This window comes from Phaeobacter sp. HS011 (assembly GCF_018101215.1).
Classification (GTDB): Bacteria; Pseudomonadota; Alphaproteobacteria; order Rhodobacterales; family Rhodobacteraceae; genus Phaeobacter; species Phaeobacter inhibens.
The window spans coordinates 1-24,097 of record NZ_JAGEUF010000014.1; the positions used below are offsets into that span (position 1 = coordinate 1).

Here is a 24,097-nt window from a genome sequence, read left to right on the forward strand (position 1 = left end):
TCATCGCGGCATGGTGGGGGGCGCCATCCTGCGCCGTTTGCAGGCGCGGCGCGCAGCGGGGGACAACATCCAGCTGATCACCCGGACCAGTGCTGAGCTGGATCTGACCGATCAGGCCATGGTGCAGGCGTTTTTTGCCGCAGAACGCCCCGATCAGGTGGTGCTGGCGGCGGCCAAAGTGGGCGGCATTCATGCCAACAACGCCTATCCGGCGCAGTTCATCTATGAAAACCTGATGATGGAATGCAATGTGATCCATGCCGCCCATCAGCAGGGTGTTGAGCGGCTGTTGCAGCTGGGATCCAGCTGCATCTACCCCAAACATGCTCCGCAGCCGATGGCCGAGGCGGCGCTGCTGAGTGATGTGCTGGAGGCCACCAATGAGCCCTATGCCATTGCCAAGATCGCGGGCATCAAGCTCTGCGAGAGTTACAACCGCCAATATGGTCGCGACTACCGCTCGGTGATGCCGACCAATCTTTATGGGCCGGGCGATAATTTTCACCCCGAAAACAGCCATGTTCTGCCGGCGCTCATTCGCCGCTTTGATGCGGCGGCGCGGGCCGGCGAGGATCATGTGACAATCTGGGGCACCGGCACGCCCCGGCGCGAATTCCTGCATGTGGATGACATGGCGGCGGCCTCGCTGTTTGTGCTGGATCTGGACCCGGCGACCTATCAGCGCGAAACCAGCCCGATGCTGAGCCATATCAACGTGGGCTGCGGGCAGGATATCTCGATCCTGGAGCTGGCGCAGATGGTGGCCGGGGTGGTGGGCTTTGATGGTGAAATCCGGACCAACCCGGAGCAGCCCGATGGCACCCCGCGCAAGCTGATGGATGTCTCACGGCTGGCGCGTCTGGGCTGGCAGGCCGAAATTGCGCTGCGCGACGGGATTGCCCAGACCTATGAATGGTATCTGCAGCAGGATCAGGCCAGCCTGCGCAGCAAATAACCTGCCCGCTGGCCATCGCCGCAAAAAAGGCCCAGAAAAGACAGGGAGATGGCCCGGAAACCGGGCAGACATTTGCCTCAAACAGGTCAGACTAAGACCCGCAGACCGGTCGGAAAGGGACAGCCCATGATCACCCCCATTCTTCTGTGCGGCGGCTCGGGCACACGGCTGTGGCCGCTGTCGCGCAAAAGCTACCCGAAGCAATTTGTCCCTCTGGTGGGGGAAACCACGCTGTTTCAGGCCTCCGCCCTGCGCCTGTCGGGCGAGGGGTTTGCCGCCCCGATGGTGCTGACCAATTCGGATTTCCGCTTCATTGTCACCGAACAGCTGGCGGAGGCGGGCATTGATCCGGGCGCCATCCTGATCGAACCGGCGGGACGCAACACCGCCCCTGCGGTGCTGGCGGCGGCCCTCTGGCTGCGGGCGCGCGACCCGGAGGGGCTGATGCTGGTGGCGCCCTCGGATCATGTGGTGCCCGATGCGGCAGCCTTCCGTGCGGCGGTAGCGGCGGCGGAACCGGCGGCGCGGGCGGGCCAGCTGGTCACCTTTGGGATCAAACCGGACCGGGCCGAGACCGGCTATGGCTATCTCGAACTGGATGGCGATCCCGGTGATTTCAGCCCCAAGGTGATCGGGCTGAAACGCTTTGTCGAAAAACCGGATCTGGCCACCGCCGAGGATATGCTGGCCTCCGGTCAGTTCCTGTGGAACGCAGGCATCTTTTTGTTCTCAGTCAAGGCGATCATCGCCGCCTTTGAGACCCATGCGCCGGATCTGATGGTGCCGGTGCAGGGCGCCGTGGATCAGGGGGAGCCGGATCTGGGCTTTCTGCGGCTGGACCCGGCGGCCTGGGACGGGGCCGCGGATATCTCCATCGACTATGCGGTGATGGAGCGGGCAGAGAATCTCGCGGTGGTGCCCTATGCGGGCGGCTGGTCCGATCTGGGGGGCTGGGATGCGGTCTGGCGTGAAAGTGGTCCGGATGGCGATGGTATTGTCACCCAGGGCCGCGCCACCGCCATTGAGTGCAGCAACAGCCTGCTGCGCTCGGAGGATGACGGGCTGGAGGTTGTCGGCATCGGGCTGAAAGACGTGATCGCCGTGGCGATGCCTGATGCGGTGCTGGTGGCCGATGCCTCCCGCGCGCAGGAGGTCAAGAAAGCCGTCGCTGCGCTGAAGGCGAAATCCGCCCGTCAGGCCGAGGCTTTCCCCAAGGATCACCGGCCCTGGGGCTGGTTTGAGAGCCTGGTGGTGGGCGAACGGTTTCAGGTGAAACGCATCCATGTCCACCCCGGCGCGGCGCTCAGCCTGCAGAGCCATCACCACCGTTCGGAACATTGGATCGTGGTGGAAGGCACCGCCAAGGTGACGGTGGATGACAGCGTGCAGCTGGTGAGCGAAAACCAGTCGGTCTATATCCCCCTGGGCGCGGTGCACCGGATGGAGAACCCCGGCAAGGTGCCGATGGTTCTCATTGAGGTGCAGACCGGCAGCTATCTCGGCGAGGATGACATCATCCGCTACGAGGACATCTACGCCCGCAAGTGACGGTTGGGTCTGGTTCTTGACCCTAGCGGATCAGCCAGTCTTCCAGCCCCTCGGGTGGGGTGTTTTTGCCGGGCCGCAGCGCGCGCAGGCGGATCCAGCGGGGATCGGTGGGCTGGCCTGTGCGCAGGCGCAGCCGGCCCAGGAGGCCGACCATATCCCATTCCACCCGCTCGGCGCGGCTGCGATAGGGGCGGGTGGGGTCATAGGCCGGATTGAGACAGGGCGCGCCGCCGGCCTCTCGCAGCATGGCGCCAAAGCCATCGCGCAGGCTGCGACCCTGCCAGCGCCCGCCGTCGTCATTGCCGAGGATCGACGGGGTTGTGGAAATCACCCCGATCGGCGTTTCACCGGGCTGGGCGGCGCGGATCCGGTCGCCGGCCATCACCACGGAGACCCCGCGCCGGTCTTCTCCGTCCGGATTGCCATCCTCCCATTCGAAGAATTCCGCATAATCCGCGCCGCCGCCGGTCCAGGCGCCATCGCAATAGCCATTACCGGTCTGGCTCAGGCGGAACATCGCGCCGCTGCCATCGCCGGCGGTCAGGTAATCCTGCGAACTGCCCGTCGCGCTCAGCGCCAGAAGCGTGCTGTCATCACCGCTGACCTCCAGACGGGCGCCGGGATCATAGGTGCCAAAGCCGGCACGTCCATTGGCGGATTTCAGCACCATGGCGGCATCCCAGCTGCTGCCATCAGGCGAGAGTTTCACGGTGAAATCGGTATTGCCCGCCAGCCCCATCTCGGCATGGCCAGCCCAGTTCGACTGAAACAGCAGGCTGGCGGTGTCGCTGCCTGAGGCCTTGTTGATCTTTAGCTGGTGGCCGCCGCCATCATGGCTGAGCAGGCTGGCGGGGCTGCGCAGGGACAGGCGGTTGCTGGCATCGGCGTCTGTGGCAATGCCCAAGCGGTCCAGCCGGTCGCCGCTCAGCGGCGGCAGTTGCCATTGGGTGCCATCCCAGACCCGCAGCGCCTGATCCGTCGGCACCCAGGCGCGCCAGCCCGGCTGTGGCGTCAGGAACTGCCAGGCGGCATCCTGCCAGATCGCCAGCCGCCCGCCCTGACCGGCCCAGGCATCGGTCGGGCTGTCGGCCAGCCCATAGGCGGCCCCTTCGGTCGGGATTGCGGGCGGGGTGGTGGCGTCAAACCCCTCAAGCCGCAGCTGCACGAGCGCATCCAGCATGCGCAGCGCCTCATTATGGGTCACATGTTTTTGCGCCTGCGCTGGCATCAGATAGGGCAGGGCAAGACGGGGCGTGGTTTCAGAGAGGGGGTCTGACATTCTGGCGGCTCCTGATCGCGGGGATGGGGTCATCCTGCCTCAGCCAGATCACCCGGCCCCTAAGAGCGCGCGCGCCGCCTGCGCAACACCTGCGTCGTATCCGGGCAGGACACGTGCGGGGATTGTTTCTGGGGCGCCTGACCGCAGGGATTGTCTTCAATATGTAAACAACCTCCGCGTTTCTGCCCCATTCCCGTCCGCTCTGCCGCCGCGCCTGCCCGCGAGGGTTGATCCCGACCCCGGGCAGTCGCCTCGACGGGTCGGGTGATGACACAGCGCGGGAGCAGCAGGATGGATCTACAGTTTGCAGGACGGTTCGGGGCCAATGATCAGCTGCTGGACAGCGATCTGCGTGATCTGGAAATCCATCAGGGAGCCAATGGCGCGCTGCAATTGTTTGCGGTCAGCGGGCTGAACGGCGGCATTGCCAGCTATGGGCTGGGCCGCGGCGCGCCGGTGTTGCGCGACAGCCTGTATCACCGCGCGCTGGGGCTGGCGGGGGGCGAGGCGACCCTGACCGAGATCGGCGGAGAGACGCGGTTGCTGGTGGAGGGCAGCACCCGCAGCGCCCTGGCCTTTCACCAGATCGGCGGCAATGGCCAGCTGTCGGCGCAGCAGCAGGCCAGCCTGCCCGGCGCGGGCGCTGCCGGGCTGGCGGCGACGGTGGCGGGGGATCTCAGCGGCGGTGGATCGGTGGTCTACGGGCTGGCCAATGGCCAGTTGAGCGGCTGGCAGCTGAGCGCGGGCGGCACCCCCGGCGCAGAGGTCGCCACCCGTGGCGCGGCAGCGGCCTACGCACGCCCCGGTGCGGTGGTGCTGGAGCTGGCGGATCTGGGGGGCGGCGCGCAGGTGCTGCTGTTGGCGGATCGCATGGAGCAGGGGGTGCAGAGCTACCGGGTGGATCCCGACAATGGCGCGCTGAGCGTGGCGGACAGTCTGGGGGCGGCGGATGGGCTGGGTCTGGCGGAACCCACCGCGCTGGAGAGCTTCACCGCCTTTGGCAGCAGCTGGGCGGTGGTTGCGGCGGCGGGCAGCGGCTCGCTCAGCCTGATTGCGCTGGGGCGCGATGGTCAGATGAGCCTGAGCGATCATGTGCTGGACACTGCCGCCACCCGTTTTGGCGGGGTCACCGCGCTGGAGGTGGTCGAGGTCGCCGGCGAAATGCTGGTGCTGGCGGCGGGCAGCGACGACGGGTTGGCGCTGTTTCGGATTCTGCCTGAGGGCCAGCTGGTGCATGTCACGAGCCTCGCCCATACCAGTGGCACCGATGATGCCGGGCTGGGGCTGGAGAATGTCACCGCGCTGGCGGCGGCAGTGGTGGGGGGGGATCTGCAGATCTTTGCCAGCTCGGGTCGCGCCGAAGGGCTGTCGCAGTTCACCCTGTCACTGGCAGAGCTGGGCGATGTGATCACCACCGACGGCGGCCGGGTCAGCGGCACTGGCGCGGCGGATGTGCTGGCCGGCGGCATCGGGTCGGTGCTGAGCGGTGGCGCGGCGGCGGATGTCTTTGTGCTGCGCCCGGCCGAGGAGGGGCGCAGTGGCAGCCTGCGCATTACGGATTTTGAGGCGGGTCAGGACAGTCTGGATCTGTCGGGATTTGACGGTCTGCGCAGCCTGGAGGGGCTGCAGATCCGCAGCCGCAGCGATGGCGCCGTGATCACCCATCAGGCGGCGGATGGCAGCCGCACCGAGGTTGTGGTGCAAAGCCGGGATGGCGGCAGTCTGGAGACGGCGGATCTTTTTGCGGATGGCTTTATCTTTGCCGACCGGATGCTGCCCCCCGCCGAGGCGCCGGATCCGATGCGCTATGGCAGCGGCGGTGCCGACCGGATCACCGCGCGCAGCGCTGGCGACCAGATCAACGGTCTGGAGGGCAATGACACGCTGCTGGGCGGCGACGGGCGCGACAGCCTCTGGGGGGATGACGGGCATGACCGGCTGCTGGGGGGCAAGGGGGTGGACCGGCTGCGGGGGCAGGCCGGCAATGATGTGCTGCTGGGGCAGGATGCACGCGATCTTCTGGTGGGCGGGGGCGGGCGCGACACGCTGGATGGCGGTCGCGGCGGGGATCGCCTGTTGGGCGGGGCGGATGCGGATCTGCTGCGTGGCGGTGGAGAGAACGACCTGTTGCGCGGCGGCGCCCAGGGCGATCGCCTGCTGGGACAAAGCGGCCGGGACAAGCTGTTTGGTCAGAAAGGCAACGATCTGCTGGATGGCGGCGGTGGTCATGACACGCTGACCGGCGGCGCGGGGGCGGATGTTTTCGTGTTCGGGGCGGGCCATGGCAGTGACCGGATCCGCGATTTCACGCAGGGTGAGGATGTCCTTCACCTTGGGCGTCTGGCGCGGGCAGGTATCGCCGAAGATATGGGAGATCTGACCCTGCAGCAGCAGGGGGATCACACGCTGATCCTGACCGGGGCTGGGGATATCCTGCTGCTCAATCAGACTGCGGCAGAGCTGAGCGCGGATGATTTTATCTTCTGATTCCGGGGCCGGCCTGGAAGATGTGCCGGGATCAGATCAGACCAATAAGGCAGGAACTGGCGGCGCCCTCAAAACAGAAAGTCATCCGCCCTGAGAACGTCAAACGCCGTGTCCTGCAGGGTGAGCGACCAGCCGTTGTCATCCCGGATCACCAGATCCGCGCCACGGACCTCAAGGTGATCATCGCGCAGATCGGCAAAATCCGAGACCCCGGTGGTGGCGCGCATATCGATGCGGTCGTTGCTCTGAAAATCAATCACCACATCCGCCCCTTGCGAGAACACAAAGACATCCGCGCCCCGACCCCCGGCCATACGGTCATTGCCGTCGCCACCGTCCAGCGTGTCCTGTCCGGCGCCGCCTTTCAGCGTGTCGCGTCCGCGTCCGCCCTCCAGCGCGTCATGGCCCTTGCCGCCCTGCAGCCGGTCACTGCCCTGCCCGCCGATCAGCACATCGCTGTTGCGCGCCCCGGCCAGCGTGTCGCGCCCGGCATTGCCCGCCAGCTCATTGGCGCCGCCATTGCCGGTCAGATGGTCGTTGCCTGCCCCGCCCCAGGCGTCTTCGATCAGGTTCAGGGTGCGGCCATCCTCCCGCACGGCGGCGGCCATGGCGACATTGTTCTCCAGCGCCCCGATGGTGGAATACTGCCCGGGCCGCAGGTCGATCCGGCTGTTGCCCGCCACATCGGAGGCATCAATCAGATCCTGCCCGCCGGCATCCCAAATGGTCAGGCTGACATTGCGCGCCACCCCGTCGCCACCCTGCACGGTCATGCCATCCGCGCCATATTGATAGGCTTGATCGCCGCGCCCGTCACCGTCCCCGAAATAGCTGGTGGCATCGGTGCGGGTCTCTGTATTGGCACCATAAAGCGCCTGCAGCGCCTGCATATCCCACAACATCGGCGTCAGCGCCCAGCCCTGAAGATCCTGGCCCAGATCCGCTTCACCGGGATGCGGCAGGTAAGACATCACCGTGAACTGGCCAGGGGTTGTGGGGTTCTCGGGCATCTCATTGGGGTGATGCAGCCCAAGGGCATGGCCCAGCTCATGCAGATAGGTGTTCCAGCTGGTATGCCCCAGTATCGGCCCGATGCCCGGCACATATTGATCGGGATTGCTGTTGTTGAGCCAGAGATCTCCGGCGGGAGAAGGCCGCGTGCCCAGATCGGAGGGGTCTGGAAAATCGGCGATAAAACCAAACAGCCCGGCATCCGCAAAATGCGCGCTGGCAAAGGTCAGATCCGCCGTCCCGCCCCGGGCCGGGATCAGGTTCAGATTGGCCACCTCATTCCAGGCCGCCACCGCCTGCAGCATCATCTGCCGCTCGGCGGGATCCATATTCACCGTCGCCCCCTCGGGCAGGTATTCTCCGCCGACGTCATAATCGCCAAAATCCGGATCATAGTCGTAATAGTCCGGCACCGAGGTTAGAAAGTGATAGCGAATGACCTCGCTGCCCTCATGCCAGCCGTCGGCCCCGTCTACCAGAAGCGCCCGGTAATCCTGATAGGTTGGCATCTTTGTATCCCTCTGTTTTATCTGTGGCTCCGTTCAACCTATCAGCGCGTTGCGGAGATATGTTTAATTTCCCATGAAATCATATGTCGGCGCATTGTTTGACCCACGCAGGGCAGAGCGGCAGGCAAAATGTGCCTTTCCCGTGGCGTCACGCGCGTCTGGGCGTTAGGACAGAAGACAGGACCACGGCAACAGATCGGGGGAGAGGGCATGCAGATTGAAGACACGGACCTGCCAGGGGTGAAGATCCTGACACCGGCGCGGTTTGGCGATGCGCGGGGGTTTTTCTGCGAGAGCTGGAACAAGGCGCGGATGGCCGAGGCGGGGCTGGATTTCGATTTCGTGCAGGACAATCATTCGCTGTCGATGGAGGTTGGCACCCTGCGTGGGCTGCATTTTCAGGCACCACCCCATGCCCAGGCCAAGCTGGTGCGCTGCGGCCAGGGGGCGCTGTTTGATGTGGCGGTGGATATCCGCAAGGGCTCGCCCACATACGGGCGCTGGACCGGGGTGGAGCTGTCGGCGGCAAACGGCCGTCAGCTGCTGATCCCGGCGGGGTTTCTGCATGGGTTCATCACCCGCAGCCCCGGCACCGAAGTCCTGTATAAATGCGATGCGTATTACGCGCCGGACTGTGACGGCGGGGTGGCCTGGGACAGCTGCGGTATTGACTGGGGCTTTGACGGTACACCGGTTCTTTCTGAAAAGGACGCCAGGGCACCCCGGTTTGAAGACTTCGACAGCCCCTTCGTGTGGGAAGGATAAGAGATGAAGATTTTGGTGACAGGTGGCGCTGGGTTCATCGGCTCGGCCGTTGTCCGACTGGCGGTGGCGCGCGGCCATCAGGTGGTCAATCTGGATGCGCTGACCTATGCGGCCTGTCTGGACAATGTGGCGGATGTGGCGGGCAACCCCAATTACGTCTTTGAGCAGGTCGATATCCGCGATCGCGCCGCATTAGACACTGTTTTTGCCCGGCACCGCCCGGATGTGGTGATGCATCTGGCCGCAGAATCCCATGTCGACCGCTCCATCGACGGGCCCGGTGATTTCATTGAGACCAATATCACCGGCACCTATCAGATGCTGGAAGCGGCGCGCAAATACTGGGCCGAGGCGGGCCGCCCGGAGGCCTTCCGGTTCCATCATATCTCCACCGATGAGGTCTATGGCAGCCTGCCTGCTGACCCGAGTGTGATGTTCACCGAAGAGACCGGCTATGATCCGCGCTCGCCCTATTCCGCGAGCAAAGCCGCCAGCGATCATCTGGTGCGCGCCTGGGGCGAGACCTATGGCCTGCCGGTGGTGCTGACCAATTGCTCCAACAACTACGGTCCCTATCATTTCCCCGAAAAGCTGATCCCGGTGGTGATCCTCAATGCGCTGGCGGGCAAACCACTGCCGATCTACGGCGATGGCTCCAATGTGCGCGACTGGCTTTATGTGGAGGATCATGCCGATGCGCTGCTCTTGGTGGTCTCCAAGGGGCGCGTGGGGCGCAGCTACAATATCGGCGGCGAGAATGAGCGCAGCAATCTGGAGCTGGTCGAGACGCTCTGTGCGATCCTTGACGAGAAACGGCCTCGGGACGACGGAGGATCTTACAAGGACCAGATCACATTTGTGACGGACCGGCCGGGTCATGATGCCCGCTATGCCATCGACCCCTCCCGTATCCGCGACGAACTGGGCTGGCGGCCCAGCGTCACCGTGGAGGAAGGTCTGGAGAAGACCGTGCAGTGGTATCTGGACAATGAGAGCTGGTGGCGCGCGCTGCAAAGCCGCGACGGCGTTGGCCAGCGGCTGGGGACGGGAAAGTGACGGCAGATAGGCCACAAAGGGCAGCGCCCGACCCTGGGCGGGTACGAAGCGCCCTCCCGTGGGGAGGGTCGGGCGCTGCCCGGCCTAACAGCCGGGCGGTATTTCTTCCGGATAGCGCTCCCTCATGCTGACCGCGCATCTGCCCTCCGGCTATGTTCTTGCACGGCTGGCACCTGAGAAGCACCGGCTGCTGATGCCCGCCGCGCTCATTGGCGCGGTGCTGCCGGATTTTGACATGCTGTGGTTCCATTTCGTGGATCAGGGCAGCATTCATCATCACCGCTATTGGGTGCATGTGCCCGCTTTCTGGGGGGCTATTGCGGCTCTGATTCTGCCGGTTTTGGCCTTGTTTGCCCGCTCCCAGCTGCTCCCAGCGTTGATGTTCTTTGCCGCCCTCTTCCTGCATATGGTGCTGGACACCATCGGTGGCGGCATCCTGTGGGGGGCGCCGTTTAATGATCACCTCTATACGCTGGTGCATGTGCCCGCGACCCAGTCCCATTGGGTTTTGTCTTTCCTGCTGCATTGGACCTTTGTTCTGGAACTGGGTATCTGGGCTCTGGCCTTGTACCTATGGCGTAAAAGGAGCCGCATATGATCCTTGTTTTTGGCAAAACCGGTCAGGTGGCGCGGGAGCTGGCGGCCGATGAAACCGTCACCTGCCTGAGCCGCGATCAGGCGGATCTCACGGATCCTGCGGCCTGCGCCGAGGTGATCCGCGCCCATGCGCCTGCGGCGGTGATCAATGCCGCCGCCTATACGGTTGTGGACCGGGCCGAGGCGGAGGAGGATCTGGCGACACTGATCAATGGCACCACCCCCGGTGTCATGGCCGAAACCTGCGCCACGCTGGGCATTCCCTTTGTGACCCTCTCCACCGATTATGTTTTCGACGGCAAGGGCAGCAGCCCCTGGCATCCGGATGAACCGGTGGCGCCGCTCAATGCCTATGGGCGCTCCAAACAGCTTGGCGAGGCGGCCGTGCGCCTGGCGGGGGGGACGCATGTGATCCTGCGCACCTCCTGGGTGGTGTCGGCTCATGGCAGTAATTTCGTCAAGACCATGCTGCGTCTGGGCAAAGAGCGCGAGCGGATGCGTGTGGTGGCCGATCAGATCGGCGCGCCCACCCCGGCCCGCGCCATCGCCGCTGCCTGTATCGAGATTGCCCGTCAGCTGATCGCAGATCCTGAAAAATCCGGCACCTATCATTTTGCAGGCCAGCCCGAGACCAGCTGGGCCGGGGTCGCCACCGAGATTTTCACCGAGGCAGAAATCCCCTGTGCGGTGGCGGAAATCCCCAGTTCGGCCTATCCGACCGCGGCGCCGCGGCCGTTGAACTCACGGCTGGATTGCAGCACTCTGGAGCGGATTTTTGGCATCACACGCCCGGACTGGCAGGCCGGGCTGAAGGATATTCTGAAGGATCTGGGAGAGCGGGCATGACCACAGGCACATCCGGCGCGGGCCGCAAAGGCATCATTCTGGCAGGTGGCTCGGGCACCCGGCTCTATCCGATCACCATGGCGGTCAGCAAACAGCTCTTGCCGCTCTATGACAAGCCGATGATCTACTATCCCCTGTCGGTGCTGATGCTGGCAGGTATCCGCGAGATCTGCGTCATCACCACGCCGCAGGATCAGGATCAGTTCACCCGGCTTCTGGGCGATGGCAGCCAGTGGGGCATCTCTCTTACCTATGTGGAGCAGCCCAGCCCCGACGGTCTGGCGCAGGCCTTTGTGCTGGCCGAAGAGTTCTTGGATGGCGCGCCCTCCGCGCTGGTGCTGGGGGACAATGTGTTCTTTGGCCATGGTCTGCCGAAACTGCTGGCGGCGGCGGATGCGCAGACCAGCGGCGGCACCGTTTTTGGCTATCACGTGGCGGATCCGGAACGCTATGGTGTGGTGGATTTCGACGCCGAGGGTCGCGCCCGCGAGATCATCGAAAAACCCGCCGTGCCGCCGTCGAACTATGCGGTGACGGGGCTGTATTTCCTGGATGGCAGTGCGCCGCAACGGGCGCGGCAGGTCACGCCCAGCCCACGTGGTGAGCTGGAGATCACCGATCTGTTGCAGATGTATCTGGACGAGGATGCGCTCCGGGTGGAGACCATGGGCCGCGGCTATGCCTGGCTGGACACCGGCACCCATGGCTCGCTGCTGGATGCGGGCAATTTCGTGCGCACCCTGCAGGAACGTCAGGGGTTGCAAACCGGCTGCCCCGAGGAAATCGCCTATGAGGCGGGCTGGATTGATGCGGCCCAGCTGCGCACCCGCGCCGAGATGTTCGCCAAAAACGCCTATGGTGCCTATCTGGAACGGCTGCTGGACTGATCAGAGCGCGACACGGCTCCGCCTCAGGCCGGGCATAGCAGCCGGATCAGCTGTCCGGTTGCTCTCGCTTGAGTATATTCGATCAGTTGTGAATCTGCTTAGATAACTTGTTTGCCTCTGGACCTGCCGCCTTGGCTTCAGTTACATCTCTAAGAGAACAGATGGCGAGCACAGCGATATCGTATCGCTATAATTTTAAGGTTCGTAGCATAATGAATGCAATTTTCAAAATCTTGGTATGTGCTTTTGTGTCAACATTTTTTACGACATGTGTCGACGCCCAAACTCAACTAAGCCCTCAAGCCTCTACAGGGTGTAAGATCTTCTCAACAGGAGAACGTGAGGCTAAGTATATTTGCAGCGAATTAAAGGTTTCTCTTGAAGAGGCTTTAGAATTCTTGGTGTTATCAATTGAGCACGAACCTTCTATAATTAGTAATCTAATTTTGGAGGAGAGAGAAATTCAACCGATTTTCGTGGAGAAATTTCTGTCTTCTATGTGGGTTTTAGAAAATTGTGAGGCCAAGGAAGCTTGCGCCAAGCCATCTGCCGAACAGACCTCTTTATCAACATGTGAAGGTGAAATGAAAATGTACACTTTGTACAGAGGATTTTTCCTTCAAGATTACCCCCCCCTTAAAACACTCGAAATAGGAAAATCTCTTCTCTGCGCGTCAAATCAGGGATTGAACGTCCTTATATCAGCAGATTTATTTTCTACGGACCAAGATGCTTTCGTCATATTGCCTGTAGCAGCAAAAAATGGAGAGAAGTAATGGTACAGATCACATTCGGTGATCTTTGTTGGGTAAAATACAAAAGGGTGCAGTCAAACTGACTGCACCCTTTGAAAATTAAGAAATATCGTCAAAACACGACCACAGACACTTGAGGCTGTGATGGTGGGTCTGTCAGTTTTAGTGCCTCAAAAACGTACTGGCTCTTACACTATTGATGGCAATAAACCGTTTCATACAAGAATCTTATCCGGATCAGAGCGCGCCTGCGCGGCTGAAGACGCCGAAGAAGTTGCCGATGATATTGGAGATGGTCAGGGCATCATTCACTGGCGCTTCGGTGGCGATCAAGAGATCCCCGGAGTTGATCTTGAAGCGGCGGGCCGAGAACAGCCCGTCGGCCGAGGTGAGATCCAGGGTGAACACCACCCGGGGCTGGCGCGGGCCACGCTGGCCGGGGGCCAGGGCGCTGTCGGGATATTCGCGCAGCACCAGAAGCCCCTGCGGGTCGGCGCGGCTGTCCTGAAAGCCGCCCGCGACGGACATGGCATCCATCGCTGACATCTGATCCTTGGTGAACGTGTGCAGATCCTCACGGCCGGTGGCGCCAAAGGACAGGAAATAGCGCGCGTCCTCTTCCACAAATACCCGGTCGCCGCCGCGCAACAGCGTGTCGCGGCGCGGATCATTGAGCAGGGTCTCCACCGAGGTGCCATAGATGCTGCGCCCGCGCACCAGGCGGATCTGCGGGTTGTTGAGGCTGGCGCTGATGCCGCCGCCCGCCGCAATCAGCCCCATCACCGTGTAATTGCGGTCGGGCATCGGATAGGTGCCGGGGGTTTCAACACCGCTGACCAAATCCACCGAATTGCCGCGCCCTTCGGTCATGTCCAGCTGCAGCTGGGCCGAAGGCACGATTTCTTCCATGGCGGTCTGCAGTTTTTCGCGCGCCAGATCCGGGGTCAGCCCGTTCACATTCACATTGCCCACATAAGGCATGAAGATGCTGCCATTGGCCGCCACCGTCACATCCTGCAGCTGCACCATTTTTTCATCCGGGGTGGTCAGCAGGGAATTGTCGCTGCTGTCCCAGATCCGCAGGGTCAGAAGATCCCCGGGCTGGATGATCTGGGTCTTGGCGCCCTGGGTGGCCCCGATCCATTTCAGCGGGCGCTTGCCGGGATGGGCACCGCCGCTTTCCGGGCCGGTTTCGGGCCAATGGGCCACTGTCGGCAGAAAGGCGCGGGTGACGGGATACAGCGCAAAATCCGCATCCGCATCATCGGCGGTTTTCAGGATCTCTTCGCTGGCGGGGGCGCCACCGGGCAGGCGACCGCAGGCTGCCGGCAGCAGGGCGAGACCAAGAGCGGCAAGCAGGAGGGAAAGACGGCGCATGGGGATCCTTAGTTCGAAAACATCCGAAAACGGCTTGATTTTTGATCCCCGCAAGATACTGGGCATGCAGTCTGCGTCAACCGCAAGCACTACGGTAACAGGGGGGCTGATGCGTTTTCCACCCACATTGAGACCCACATTGATCCTGGGCGCCTCCGGGCGGATTGGCGGGCTCCTGCGCCACCAATGGGCCTCTGCCGCGGCGGATCTGCGCTGGCAGCGGCGGGCGCGGCCTGAGGGGGCAGAGGCCGGCGCACAGGGCTGGCATGTCCTTGATCCGCTGGCGGATCCGGATGCGCTGGCAGAGGCGGCGCGGGGCGCGGCGGCGATCCTCTGTCTGGCGGGGCCGGTGCCCGGCGGTGCGGCGGGCCGGGAGCTGAGCGCGCGCCAGCTGGTGCAACATCGCGATCTGGCGCTGGCCGCGCTGGAGGCGGCCGCGCATGTGCGTGACGCAGGCGCAGGGGCGCCGCGGGTGTTGCTGGCCTCTTCGGCGGCGGTCTATGGCACGGCCTCTGGCCCGCTGCAGGAAGACACCCCGCTGGCCCCGGTGGCGCCCTATGGCCTGGCCAAGGCCGAGATGGAACAGGCCGCCCGCGCCCGCGCCGCAGAGCTGGGGCTGGGTGTCACCCTGCTCCGGATCGGCAATATTGCCGGCATCGATGCGATCCTGGGCGGCTGGCAGCCGGGATTCTGTCTGGATCAATTTGCCGATGGGCAGACGCCCCGGCGCAGCTATATCGGTCCCCGGACGCTGGCGGATGTGCTTGCGACCCTGATCCGCTGCCCCGATCTGCCGCAGGTGCTGAACATCGCCCAGCCCGGGTTGGTGGCGATGGGCGATCTGTTGCAGGCGGCGGGGCTGGAGTTTGCCCGCAGACCCGCGCCCGCGCAGGCCATTGCCGAGGTGCAGCTTGACGTCACCCGGCTGATCGGGCTTTTGGCGGCACAGCCCGCGTGCGCCGCAGATCTGCCAGCGTGCCTGCCTGTTGCCACAGCCGCTGATCTGGTGGCGGAGGCGCGCGTGCTGGACCTGCTGCCCGACTCTCGATCCCGATAAGGACACCCGCATATGACCTGGCGCAAACGCCTCTTTGATCTCTTCTTTGCCAGCCTTCTGGTGGTGGTGCTGGGCCCGGTGCTGCTGCTGCTGATGGCCTGGCTGCTGCTGAAGGAAGGCCGTCCGCTGTTTTACGTGGCTGAACGGATGAAAGGGGTCGATCAGCCCTTTGCTTTGTGGAAACTGCGCACCATGCAGGTGGTGGATCAGGATACCGGGGTGTCCGGCGGCGACAAATCGGCCCGCATCACCAAGACCGGCGCCTGGCTACGGGCCAAGCGGCTGGATGAATTCCCGCAACTGTGGAACATCCTGCGGGGCGATCTCTCCTTTGTCGGGCCGCGCCCGCCGCTGCGCCAATATGTCGAAGCCAACCCCGACCTCTACGCCCGGGTGCTGAAATCGCGCCCCGGAGTCACCGGACTGGCGTCCATCACCTATCACAAACATGAGGCCGCCCTGCTGGCGCGCTGCACCACTTCTGAGGAAACCGATCAGGTCTATTCCCGCCTCTGTGTGCCGATGAAGGCGCGGCTGGATCTCATTTACCAGCGTCACCAGAGCATGTGTTACGACTTTGATCTGGTGTTTCAGACCATCGGCAATCTGTTCCGGCGTGGCTGAGGGGCGATTCGGCGATTCCTTCCGATCCGGGCGGGTGTGTCCTGCCCAGGCCGACATCTCTGGCGGCGGCCGCATGCAGGGAGATCAGCCGCAACCCTGCGTCAGGCCTGTACAGACGCCGCAGAGAGGCGCCAAAACGGACAAATCACCGTCATACGGCGCTTTTTTGCTGCCCGCGGTTTTGTATTACCCCCGAAATACGTCTAAAGTGATGCCCGGGGAGCCCATGAAACCCCCGGCGTAGGGCCTGTCACACCTGCTCCGGAGGAGACAAAGGGCGCCCGGAGGGATAGACGACGCGAGACATATCCTGATGCCAGAAAGACCCATCACATGCGGGTCCGGGGATCTGGCGCGGGGGATTGATAAAAACGCATTTGAAACGATGCGCGTCAGGAAGATCTCGGCGCCACATCGTACATATAAACAGGCCGCCCGGAAAATCAGGCGGCCACCGGGGACTGGAAGTGGGGACGGCCAGGGATGTTCAATCTGATCAGTGCGCTGTCACGCAAACAGAAATCCTATATCTTTCTTGCCATTGATCTGAGCCTGATCCCGCTGGCGCTGTTCCTGACCTTTCTGGTGCTGCCCTTGCCGGGGTCCGCTCTGGCCACCTTGGCGGCGATGCTGCCGGTGCTGCCTTATGTGCTGGCGCTGGCGGCGGCGGTGGCACTGTGGCTCGGATTGCCCAAGGTGCAGCTCAATGCCTATGAGCGCCATGCGGTCGGGCTGACCGCGCTGCTGGCCTCGATCACCGCCGGGGCCACGGCGGGGCTGACGCTGCTGTTTGGTCCTGACCTGCCGCCCGGCACCCATGTGGTCTTTGCCACCACCTATTTTCTCTGTCTTCTGGCCGCGCGGGCGCTGCTCTATCAGGTGGTGGTGGCGATCTACCGCCGTGCCCAGCCGCGCTGCCGGGTGCTGATTTACGGGGCCGGCACCACCGGCGCCCAGCTGGCGCAGGCGCTGAAGGCTCATGACGGCATCGATCCTGTCGCCTTTGTCGATGACAATACCTCGTTGCAGGGGGTGACGCTGGTGGGGCTGCCGGTGTTCCCGCCCGCCCGCATCGCCGAGATCGCCGAAGCCCGCCAGATCAAACGGGTCTTGCTGGCGATGCCGTCGCAGAGCCAGCCGAAACAGGCCCAGATCATCCAGCGGCTGCAGCGGATGCAGCTGGAGGTGCAGGCATTGCCCTCCTTTGCCCAGCTCATCGGGGAAGAAGCGCTGGTCGACAAGCTGACCCCGGTGGCGCCGCAGAATTTCCTGGGCCGCGCCACCCGCGATGTGCCCCTGCAGGAGGCCAGCGGCTCCTATCAGGACCGGGTGGTGCTGGTTTCAGGTGCCGGCGGCTCCATCGGGTCCGAGCTCTGCCGTCAGGTCTTGGCCTGCCGCCCGCGCAAACTGGTGCTCTATGAGCTGTCGGAACTGGCGCTTTACACCATTCATCAGGAGCTGGAACAGCAGGTCGAAGGCACCGGCATCACTCTGGTGCCGGTATTGGGTTCGGTGACCGATCCGCGTCAGGTGCGCATGGTGCTGGCCCATCACGGTGTACAGGTGGTGCTGCATGCGGCGGCGTATAAACATGTGCCGCTGGTGGAGGCCAACCCGCTGCCCGGCCTGGCCAACAACGTCTTTGGCACGCAGACGCTGGCCCGGGCCGCCGCGCGCAGCGGGGTGGAACGGTTCATCCTGATTTCCTCGGACAAGGCGGTGCGTCCGACCAATGTGATGGGCGCCTCCAAGCGGATGGCGGAACTGGTGGTGCAGGATCTCTCCACCCGCAATCCCGGCACCGTTTTCACCATGGTACGCTTTGGCAATGTGCTGGGCTCTTCGGGATCCGTGGTGCCGCTGTTTCAGGAACAGATCAGCCGCGGCGGGCCGGTCACCGTCACCGATCCGCGCGTTAAACGCTATTTCATGACCATCCGCGAGGCGGTGCAGCTGGTGCTTCAGGCCGGCGCCGAGGCGCTGGGTGGCGAGGTGTTTGTGCTCGACATGGGCGAGCCGATCTCAATCCTGCAGCTGGCCCGTCAGGTTATCGAAAGTGCCGGCTATTCCGTGCGGGACGAGGATCATCCCGACGGCGATATCGCCATTGATATCATCGGCCTGCGCCCCGGGGAAAAGATGCAGGAAGAGCTGACGCTCAGCTCGGATCTGATCACCACCCGCCACCAGAAGATCTTCTGCGCCCGCGAGGCGGTGCTGTCGGAAATCGAGGTTGCAACCCTGATCCGGGGGCTGCGTCAGGCCGTGGCCGCCGGCGACGAAGGGGTTGCGCGGGCCCTGATCAAACGCTGGGTCGAGGGCTACCGCGCCCCGGAAGAGGATCGCAAGACCTCCTGAACGCCCCTTGGATCAACCTTGCAGGTGGCACTATAGTTTACGGGTCACAGGCCTCTCACCAGCGCGCCTGACCTCCGCCAGATCGTTGATCCGCCTGCGGGTTTTGTGGTCTAACCGGTCCAGCACCAGCCGCAGGGGGCAGGGCGGCAGATCAGCCCTCCATTGCTCCGGCATTCCGACCAGATAACAAGCCAGACAACAAGGCAGTCCGAACCCGTGATCCTCAGTCTTCGATCTCTTCCTGTGTCGCGGCTTTTGCCAATGGCCCGTATGCCGGCTGCCCGTATCCTGGCAACCTCTGTGGTCATGGCTTCTGTGGCCCTACCCGCGCAGGCCCAAGATGCGCTGACCACAGCCAAACCGGAGGCCCCGCGCTTCAAACCGCTGCCCGCCCCCAGCCTCAACTTCTACGGCTCCCCCGGTCTGGTGGATATGCCAAGTGCGGAAATGCTGCCGGACGGGCAGTTTGCCACCACCTATTCCTGGTTTGGCGGTCAGGCGCGTTACAATCTGACCTTTCAGGCCACCCCCTGGCTCAGCGCCTCGTTCCGCTACAATGGCATCCAGACCAATGGCGCCCAGATTGCCGGGTTCAGCACCTATTACGACCGCGGTTTCGACGTCCGGCTGCGGCTCCTGCGCGAGGGGCGCTATCGCCCGGCGGTGACCCTGGGTCTGCAGGATTTTGCCGGCACCGGGATTTATGCCGGGGAATATATCGTCGCCACCAAGAATTTTGACACTCCGGCGCTCAGCCATCGCGGCGGGGCCGGCAGGCTGAAGCTGACCGCAGGTCTGGGCTGGGGACGTCTGGGGTCCAACGGCTCCATCGGCAGTATTTCCGGCACCCGGCCGGGGTTTGTTGCCGGCGATACCGGGGGCGAATTGGCCTATGATCAGTGGTTCCGCGGTGAGATGGCGCCTTTTGCGGGCATTGAATGGCTGCCCAATGACCGCTGGGGGTTCAAGGCGGAATATTCCTCCGATGCCTATGTGCTGGAAACCGGCGCTCCAGATGTGTTTGAGCGCAAGTCCTCCTTCAACTTTGGCGCCGAATATCAGGCCAGACCGGGCCTGCGGCTGGGGGCCTATTATCTTTATGGGTCCGAGATTGGCGTCACCGCGCAGATCCAGCTCAATCCCAAACACCCGACCCAGCCGATGCGGGTCAGTGCGCCGGTGCCGGTGGCACCGCGCAGCAGCTGGGCCACCAAAGACAGTCATTGGAGCCGCGATTGGGCCCAGAGCACCCGCGCCAAGACCACCCTGCGGGATCTGATGAGCGAGGCGCTGCAACAGGACGGGCTCATTCTTGAGGCGCTGACCCTGCCCGCAGATGGCACCGAGGCCGAGCTGCGCTATCGCAATCCCCGCTACCGTGCCCAGACCCTGGCCATTGGCCGCGCCGCCCGCGCCATGGCGCGGCTGCTGCCGCCCTCGGTGGAGACGCTGAAAATCGTGCCGATGCGTGGCGGGCTGGCACTGTCGCAGGTGGTGATCCGGCGCAGCGATCTGGAGGCGCTGGAACATAGCCCCGACGCCACTGAGGCGCTCTGGGCGGTGACCGGCCTGCAGGAGGCAGGCCCGCTGGCCGGGGATGCGCTGGTCGCGCAGGATCTCTACCCGGCGTTTTCCACCTCCATCAGCCCTTATACCGCGCCGTCCTATTTCGACCCTGACCTGCCGTTCCGGCTGGATGTGGGCGTGGATCTGAAGGCGTCTTACGCACCGGCCCCGGGCTGGCGCATTGCCGGCACCATCCGTCAGCGCGTCTGGGGCAATGTGAAAGACGGGCGCGCCTCCAATTCGGTGCTGCCCCATGTGCGCACCGATGCGACGGAATATGCCCAGTTCGGTACCACGCTGAAAAATCTTTATGTCACGCGGCAATGGCAGATGGGGCGCGATCTCTATGCCCGCAGTACGGCTGGGCTGTTTGAAAGCATGTTTGGCGGCGTCTCGGGCGAGGTCCTTTGGAAACCGGTCTCCAGCCGCCTGGCGCTGGGGGTCGAGGGCAATTATGTGGTGCAGCGCGATTACGATCAGCGGCTGTCGTTCCGCGATTACAAGACCTTCACCGGCCATGCCTCCGCCTATTACCAGCTCGACAAAGGTTACCATGTGCAGGTGGATGCCGGGCGCTATCTGGCGGGCGATTATGGCGCCACCTTCAGCCTGGACCGCGAATTTGCCAATGGCTGGCGGGTTGGCGGCTTCTTTACCCTCACCGATGTCTCCTCCGAGGATTTCGGCGAAGGCTCCTTTGACAAGGGCTTCCGCTTCAGCATCCCGCTGGACTGGCTGCTGGGCAAACCCAGCCGCAATACATTTGGCATGACCGTGCGCCCGACCCAGCGCGACGGCGGCCAGCGGGTACATGTCCCCGACCGGCTTTATGGACAAATCCGCGAGGCCCATCGCGCACAGCTGACCCGGCAGCGGGCAAGGATCTGGGAATGATGACGTCTGTGACCACACGCCTCGCCGGACTGCTTTCCCTTCTGGGCCTGCTGGTGCTGACCGCCTGTAGCCGCGGACCGGACACGCCGCCCCTGCAGGTCGAACTGCTGCGCAACCTGTCGGACCGGGTTGGTGCCCGGCTGTCCGGGGGCAAGGCGGATCCGGCCGCGCGCCCGCCGCTGACCCGCGCCGGTCTGAATGAGATCAAGGCCCCCTATATCGAGGTCACCATCGAGAAAAACGATGTCTTTGCCTATCTGTCGCGCCAGCAGCTGCGCCGCGATGACAGCCCCGGAACGGTGGCGGTCTGGCGCACCGAGGACAATATCAGCCTGACCCTGCGCAACGGGGTGCTGGTGGCTACCCGCAACCTTGGCAATGACATCCTGTCCAGCTCAGCGCTGGTCGAGGAGGGCGCAGGTGGCCCGGCGCGCAGTGGCGCACGGCGCTACCATATCCGCGGGCTCGACAATGGGGCGTGGCAGCTTGATATGCTCTGCAGCCGCCGCGATCTGGGTGCGGATCCCATCGAAATCGTCGAACTGCGCTACCCGACCCGCCACATCGAGGAACGCTGCCGCCCCAGCCAGCCGGGACGCGGCGGCGAGATCATCAATGACTACTGGGTAGATTCGCGCAGCGGCCGGGTCTGGCAATCACGCCAATGGGCCGGTCCCAATGTGGGCTACCTGCGCATCCGTCAGCTGACCACCGGCAGCTGATCCCACCCCGGAGGGTATGAAAAACAGGCGGTTTGGAGCCATATCCGCCCAAATGAGCGATATCTCGGCAACGGCAGAAAAAAAATTCCAGCCGCCGGGATATTGCTGCTAAAAGCTGCGTTGAATTCACGAGGTAACTCACCTACTCTTGGCTCAACGGTCTCCAAAGGAGTTTTGGATTATGAACAAATTCTTCGCAGCAATCGCTCTGGCCACCCTGGCCGCAACCACCACCGCCTCCGCTCAGGAAGAAGGCACCCCGACCCTGCTCGGCGGTACCGGTCTTGAGCAGGGCACTCTGATTGCAGGCGGCGTTGCCGGTGCAGTCATTCTGGGTGTGATCCTGAACGACGACGACGAAACCAGCACCACCACCACCACCAACTGATCGCTTGCGATCTGATGGGGTGTGGCAGGATCTGACCTCCGCCCGGCGCGCCTGAGCAGGGCAGGGTGTGGATCCCAGGCTGACATCGTCTTACAATTGACCATCATCTGATGGGGAAAGCGGGCCAATGGCCCGCTTTTTGCGTTTGGGTCTCGGGATACAGGAGAGGGCCGATCACCCCACCCGCCGCAGGAAGGCCTTTGTGCGGGGGTCCTGTGGCGCATCAAAGATCTGCGTCGGCGGGCCCTGTTCGACAATCCGCCCACCTTCCATGAAGACCACGCGATCGGCGATCTCGCGGGCAAACTGCATCTCATGGGTGACGATCAGCATGGTCTGGCGCTCTTCGGCGACCTTATGCATCAGCGCCAGCACCTCGCCCACCCATTCGGGATCCAGCGCCGAGGTCGGCTCGTCAAACAGCATCAACTCGGCCCCCAGCGCCATGGCGCGGCCAATGCCGACGCGCTGCTGCTGGCCGCCTGACAGGCTGGCGGGATAGGCATCAGCCTTATCCGCCAGACCGGTCTCCGCCAAGATCTCCAGCGCGCGGGCGCGGGCTGTGTCGCGGGGCTGCTTCTGAACGGTGATCAGCGCCTCCATGATGTTTTCCGCCGCCGTCTTATTGGCAAAGAGCGCATAATTCTGAAACACAAAGGCGGTGCGTCGGCGCAGGGCCAGGATCTCCGCCTTGCTGGCGCGGGCGGCGTCCACTTCCAGATCCCCAATGCGGACCAGCCCCGCATCGGGAGCATCCAGAAAATTGAGACAGCGCAGCAGCGTCGATTTACCGGTGCCCGAAGGGCCGATGATGACAATACGCTCCCCTGCCTGAATGGTCAGGTCGATGCCATCCAGCACCACGCTGTCACCAAATGTCTTGCGCAGGCCGGTGATGGAAATGGCCGGGCCCTGGTCGGTGTCTGTCATTGCGTCACTCATCGGGCATAAGCCTTGTTCAGATGGACCTCCAGCCGTCGCTGTACCAGCGACAGCGCCTCCACCAGGATCCAGTAGATCACCGCCACCACCAGGAAGGCCTCAAAGTAAAGAAAGCTGCCGGCGGCCTCTTTCTGGGTGGCCCCCATCATCTCGGTCACCCCCAGCGTAAACGCCAGGGAGGTGCCCTTGATCATGTCGATGAAGTAATTGACCAGCGTCGGCGCCGCGATCCGGGCCGCCTGCGGCAGCACGATACGGCGCATCATCTGGCCACGGGTCATGCCGATCGACTGCGCCGCCTCCCATTGGCTGCGATCCACCCCCAGAATGGCGGCGCGGATGCTCTCGGCCATATAGGCGGCAAAATGCAGGGTCAGCCCCATGATCGCGGCACTGACCCCATTGATCTGGGTCAGCACCGACAACACCTGTGGCAGCCCGTAGTAGAACAGGAACAGCTGCACCAGAAGTGGCGTGCCGCGAAAGAAGCTGATGAACAGCACCACCAGCTGATCCAGCACCGGGATCCGCAGCACCCGTTCCACCGCCAAGAGGGACGCCAGTACCAGCGCCAGCACCATGGCCACCACCGCCATGAACAGCGTCAGCGGCACATAGCTGAGCAGCACCGGCACCAGCCCCAGCATATAGGCGATGTCCAAACCCTGCATTTACCGGCTCACTTCTCAGCCGGGGCGGAAACCGCCGTGATATCGGTGCCGAACCATGTCTGCGAGATTTCGGCCAGCTTGCCGGTCTCGCGCAGCGTGGTCAGCGCCGCATCCACGCGGTCGCGCAGCGCCAGACTGTCCGCGTCCTGACGGAACGGCAGCGCATTCTGGATCTCGGAGAAGGGCGCGCCGGCCAGCGCCAGCGGCAGGGGGCTTTCCTGGATCAGCTGGGCCGAGGACACCCGGTCCATCACAAAGGCATCGACCCGCCCCAGTGCTGTATCCTGGGCGATATTGGCCTCATAGGTTTTGATCTCGATCTTGTCGGCCTCTGGCAGCTCGCGCAGCAGCGCCTCGAAGTTGGAGCCAAGGTTCACCGCCACGGTCTTGCCCGCGAGATCAGCGGGGCCTGCGATACTGTCCTCATTGCCGCGTTTCACCACCACCTGGGCGCCGTCGATGACATAGGCTTGGGTAAAGGCGAATTTGGCGCTGCGCTCCGGCGTGATGGTGATCTGATTGGCAATGGTGTCGATGCGGTCGGATTCCAGCGCGCCAATCAGACCGGAAAACGACATGGTGACAAATTCCACCTCAAGGCCGGTTTCCTCAGCCACGGCGTTCATCACATCCACCTCAAACCCCTGCAGCACGTCCTGACGCACGAAGGTAAAGGGAAAATACCCGCCCGACATGCCGACACGCAGCGTGTCGGAGGCAAAGGCGGACGGTGCGGCAGTCAGGCTCGCAGCGACAGCCGCGGCCCAGGCAAATGGTTTCATCATGATACGGGAATCCTTTTG

21 protein-coding genes are annotated in these 24,097 nt (G+C 63.5%); 15 read left to right on the forward strand and 6 right to left on the reverse strand.

The window, feature by feature from the left end:
* On the forward strand, positions 1-955 hold a 955-nt coding region (locus J4721_RS19130; protein ID WP_211003404.1), incomplete at its 5' end, for a GDP-L-fucose synthase.
* 126 nt (positions 956-1,081) lie between these two features.
* Positions 1,082-2,503, forward strand: coding sequence for a mannose-1-phosphate guanylyltransferase/mannose-6-phosphate isomerase (locus J4721_RS19135; protein ID WP_102877925.1), 1,422 nt, complete (start codon positions 1,082-1,084; stop codon positions 2,501-2,503).
* Positions 2,504-2,525: 22 nt separating this feature from the next.
* On the opposite strand, the gene J4721_RS19140 is transcribed toward J4721_RS19135, so the two are convergent.
* Positions 2,526-3,782 carry a DUF2793 domain-containing protein gene (locus tag J4721_RS19140; protein ID WP_211003403.1) on the reverse strand — a complete coding sequence of 419 codons (1,257 nt, stop codon included), beginning with the start codon at positions 3,780-3,782 and terminating at the stop codon, positions 2,526-2,528.
* 291 nt (positions 3,783-4,073) lie between these two features.
* Between J4721_RS19140 and J4721_RS19865 the strand changes: the two genes are divergently transcribed.
* Positions 4,074-6,269 carry a calcium-binding protein gene (locus J4721_RS19865; protein WP_256440716.1) on the forward strand — a complete coding sequence of 732 codons (2,196 nt, stop codon included), beginning with the start codon at positions 4,074-4,076 and terminating at the stop codon, positions 6,267-6,269.
* A 68-nt stretch (positions 6,270-6,337) separates the two neighbouring features.
* On the opposite strand, the gene J4721_RS19150 is transcribed toward J4721_RS19865, so the two are convergent.
* Positions 6,338-7,789, reverse strand: a complete 1,452-nt coding sequence (locus J4721_RS19150) for a M10 family metallopeptidase C-terminal domain-containing protein (RefSeq protein ID WP_211003401.1) — start codon at positions 7,787-7,789, stop codon at positions 6,338-6,340.
* A 210-nt stretch (positions 7,790-7,999) separates the two neighbouring features.
* On the opposite strand from J4721_RS19150, the gene rfbC reads away from it, so the two are divergent.
* The 6 genes from rfbC to J4721_RS19180 all read left to right on the forward strand — a co-directional run bounded on the left by rfbC (position 8,000) and on the right by J4721_RS19180 (position 12,716).
* Positions 8,000-8,554 (forward strand): dTDP-4-dehydrorhamnose 3,5-epimerase, encoded by a 555-nt coding sequence (gene rfbC, locus J4721_RS19155; RefSeq protein WP_102884761.1) that lies wholly within the window; start codon positions 8,000-8,002, stop codon positions 8,552-8,554.
* A 3-nt stretch (positions 8,555-8,557) separates the two neighbouring features.
* Positions 8,558-9,610, forward strand: coding sequence for a dTDP-glucose 4,6-dehydratase (gene rfbB / locus J4721_RS19160; protein ID WP_211003400.1), 1,053 nt, complete (start codon positions 8,558-8,560; stop codon positions 9,608-9,610).
* A 124-nt stretch (positions 9,611-9,734) separates the two neighbouring features.
* Positions 9,735-10,208 (forward strand): metal-dependent hydrolase, encoded by a 474-nt coding sequence (locus tag J4721_RS19165; RefSeq protein ID WP_211003399.1) that lies wholly within the window; start codon positions 9,735-9,737, stop codon positions 10,206-10,208.
* A complete protein-coding gene (gene rfbD, locus J4721_RS19170; protein WP_211003398.1) occupies positions 10,205-11,053 on the forward strand; it encodes a dTDP-4-dehydrorhamnose reductase in 849 nt (282 codons plus the stop codon). Before J4721_RS19165 ends, rfbD begins: the two co-directional genes overlap by 4 nt.
* Positions 11,050-11,940, forward strand: a complete 891-nt coding sequence (gene rfbA / locus J4721_RS19175) for a glucose-1-phosphate thymidylyltransferase RfbA (RefSeq protein WP_102856215.1) — start codon at positions 11,050-11,052, stop codon at positions 11,938-11,940. Before rfbD ends, rfbA begins: the two co-directional genes overlap by 4 nt.
* A gap of 212 nt (positions 11,941-12,152) precedes the next feature.
* The gene (locus J4721_RS19180; RefSeq protein WP_211003397.1) at positions 12,153-12,716 is read left to right on the forward strand and encodes a hypothetical protein; all 564 of its coding nucleotides are present in this window, start codon (positions 12,153-12,155) and stop codon (positions 12,714-12,716) included.
* A 216-nt stretch (positions 12,717-12,932) separates the two neighbouring features.
* Here J4721_RS19180 and J4721_RS19185 read toward each other — a convergent pair whose 3' ends face one another.
* Entirely contained in the window at positions 12,933-14,072 is a 1,140-nt protein-coding gene (locus tag J4721_RS19185; protein WP_102888880.1) for a polysaccharide biosynthesis/export family protein, read from the reverse strand.
* A 109-nt stretch (positions 14,073-14,181) separates the two neighbouring features.
* Here J4721_RS19185 and J4721_RS19190 point away from each other — a divergent pair, with 109 nt between their 5' ends.
* The 6 genes from J4721_RS19190 to J4721_RS19215 all read left to right on the forward strand — a co-directional run bounded on the left by J4721_RS19190 (position 14,182) and on the right by J4721_RS19215 (position 21,681).
* A complete protein-coding gene (locus J4721_RS19190) occupies positions 14,182-15,129 on the forward strand; it encodes an NAD(P)-dependent oxidoreductase (protein WP_247656216.1) in 948 nt (315 codons plus the stop codon).
* A 12-nt stretch (positions 15,130-15,141) separates the two neighbouring features.
* A complete protein-coding gene (locus J4721_RS19195; RefSeq protein ID WP_102850301.1) occupies positions 15,142-15,753 on the forward strand; it encodes a sugar transferase in 612 nt (203 codons plus the stop codon).
* A gap of 483 nt (positions 15,754-16,236) precedes the next feature.
* Entirely contained in the window at positions 16,237-18,111 is a 1,875-nt protein-coding gene (locus tag J4721_RS19200) for a nucleoside-diphosphate sugar epimerase/dehydratase (RefSeq protein ID WP_014889393.1), read from the forward strand.
* 261 nt (positions 18,112-18,372) lie between these two features.
* Positions 18,373-20,571 carry a YjbH domain-containing protein gene (locus J4721_RS19205; RefSeq protein ID WP_211003395.1) on the forward strand — a complete coding sequence of 733 codons (2,199 nt, stop codon included), beginning with the start codon at positions 18,373-18,375 and terminating at the stop codon, positions 20,569-20,571.
* Positions 20,568-21,293: a YjbF family lipoprotein gene (locus J4721_RS19210; RefSeq protein WP_211003394.1), complete on the forward strand. Its 726-nt coding sequence runs from the start codon at positions 20,568-20,570 to the stop codon at positions 21,291-21,293. Before J4721_RS19205 ends, J4721_RS19210 begins: the two co-directional genes overlap by 4 nt.
* A 181-nt stretch (positions 21,294-21,474) precedes the next feature.
* Positions 21,475-21,681 carry a hypothetical protein gene (locus J4721_RS19215; protein ID WP_014876605.1) on the forward strand — a complete coding sequence of 69 codons (207 nt, stop codon included), beginning with the start codon at positions 21,475-21,477 and terminating at the stop codon, positions 21,679-21,681.
* 174 nt (positions 21,682-21,855) lie between these two features.
* On the opposite strand, the gene J4721_RS19220 is transcribed toward J4721_RS19215, so the two are convergent.
* Genes J4721_RS19220 through J4721_RS19230 form a run of 3 tightly spaced genes read right to left on the reverse strand, consistent with a single transcriptional unit; the run spans position 21,856 to position 24,079 of the window.
* Positions 21,856-22,611 (reverse strand): amino acid ABC transporter ATP-binding protein, encoded by a 756-nt coding sequence (locus tag J4721_RS19220; protein ID WP_211003393.1) that lies wholly within the window; start codon positions 22,609-22,611, stop codon positions 21,856-21,858.
* Between the two features lie 8 nt (positions 22,612-22,619).
* Positions 22,620-23,294: an amino acid ABC transporter permease gene (locus J4721_RS19225; RefSeq protein WP_102850305.1), complete on the reverse strand. Its 675-nt coding sequence runs from the start codon at positions 23,292-23,294 to the stop codon at positions 22,620-22,622.
* 8 nt (positions 23,295-23,302) lie between these two features.
* Positions 23,303-24,079, reverse strand: coding sequence for an amino acid ABC transporter substrate-binding protein (locus J4721_RS19230; protein WP_076621146.1), 777 nt, complete (start codon positions 24,077-24,079; stop codon positions 23,303-23,305).
* Between the last annotated feature and the right edge of the window lie 18 nt (positions 24,080-24,097).

Bases quoted from the DNA above. Each gene is read 5' to 3' on its own strand.
- J4721_RS19135 (WP_102877925.1), top strand. From the start codon at position 1,082: ATGATCACCCCCATTCTTCTGTGCGGCGGCTCGGGCACACGGCTGTGG.
- J4721_RS19140 (WP_211003403.1), bottom strand. From the start codon at position 3,782: ATGTCAGACCCCCTCTCTGAAACCACGCCCCGTCTTGCCCTGCCCTAT.
- J4721_RS19865 (WP_256440716.1), top strand. From the start codon at position 4,074: ATGGATCTACAGTTTGCAGGACGGTTCGGGGCCAATGATCAGCTGCTG.
- J4721_RS19150 (WP_211003401.1), bottom strand. From the start codon at position 7,789: ATGCCAACCTATCAGGATTACCGGGCGCTTCTGGTAGACGGGGCCGAC.
- rfbC (WP_102884761.1), top strand. From the start codon at position 8,000: ATGCAGATTGAAGACACGGACCTGCCAGGGGTGAAGATCCTGACACCG.
- rfbB (WP_211003400.1), top strand. From the start codon at position 8,558: ATGAAGATTTTGGTGACAGGTGGCGCTGGGTTCATCGGCTCGGCCGTT.
- J4721_RS19165 (WP_211003399.1), top strand. From the start codon at position 9,735: ATGCTGACCGCGCATCTGCCCTCCGGCTATGTTCTTGCACGGCTGGCA.
- rfbD (WP_211003398.1), top strand. From the start codon at position 10,205: ATGATCCTTGTTTTTGGCAAAACCGGTCAGGTGGCGCGGGAGCTGGCG.
- rfbA (WP_102856215.1), top strand. From the start codon at position 11,050: ATGACCACAGGCACATCCGGCGCGGGCCGCAAAGGCATCATTCTGGCA.
- J4721_RS19180 (WP_211003397.1), top strand. From the start codon at position 12,153: ATGAATGCAATTTTCAAAATCTTGGTATGTGCTTTTGTGTCAACATTT.
- J4721_RS19185 (WP_102888880.1), bottom strand. From the start codon at position 14,072: ATGCGCCGTCTTTCCCTCCTGCTTGCCGCTCTTGGTCTCGCCCTGCTG.
- J4721_RS19190 (WP_247656216.1), top strand. From the start codon at position 14,182: ATGCGTTTTCCACCCACATTGAGACCCACATTGATCCTGGGCGCCTCC.
- J4721_RS19195 (WP_102850301.1), top strand. From the start codon at position 15,142: ATGACCTGGCGCAAACGCCTCTTTGATCTCTTCTTTGCCAGCCTTCTG.
- J4721_RS19200 (WP_014889393.1), top strand. From the start codon at position 16,237: ATGTTCAATCTGATCAGTGCGCTGTCACGCAAACAGAAATCCTATATC.
- J4721_RS19205 (WP_211003395.1), top strand. From the start codon at position 18,373: ATGGCCCGTATGCCGGCTGCCCGTATCCTGGCAACCTCTGTGGTCATG.
- J4721_RS19210 (WP_211003394.1), top strand. From the start codon at position 20,568: ATGATGACGTCTGTGACCACACGCCTCGCCGGACTGCTTTCCCTTCTG.
- J4721_RS19215 (WP_014876605.1), top strand. From the start codon at position 21,475: ATGAACAAATTCTTCGCAGCAATCGCTCTGGCCACCCTGGCCGCAACC.
- J4721_RS19220 (WP_211003393.1), bottom strand. From the start codon at position 22,611: ATGACAGACACCGACCAGGGCCCGGCCATTTCCATCACCGGCCTGCGC.
- J4721_RS19225 (WP_102850305.1), bottom strand. From the start codon at position 23,294: ATGCAGGGTTTGGACATCGCCTATATGCTGGGGCTGGTGCCGGTGCTG.
- J4721_RS19230 (WP_076621146.1), bottom strand. From the start codon at position 24,079: ATGATGAAACCATTTGCCTGGGCCGCGGCTGTCGCTGCGAGCCTGACT.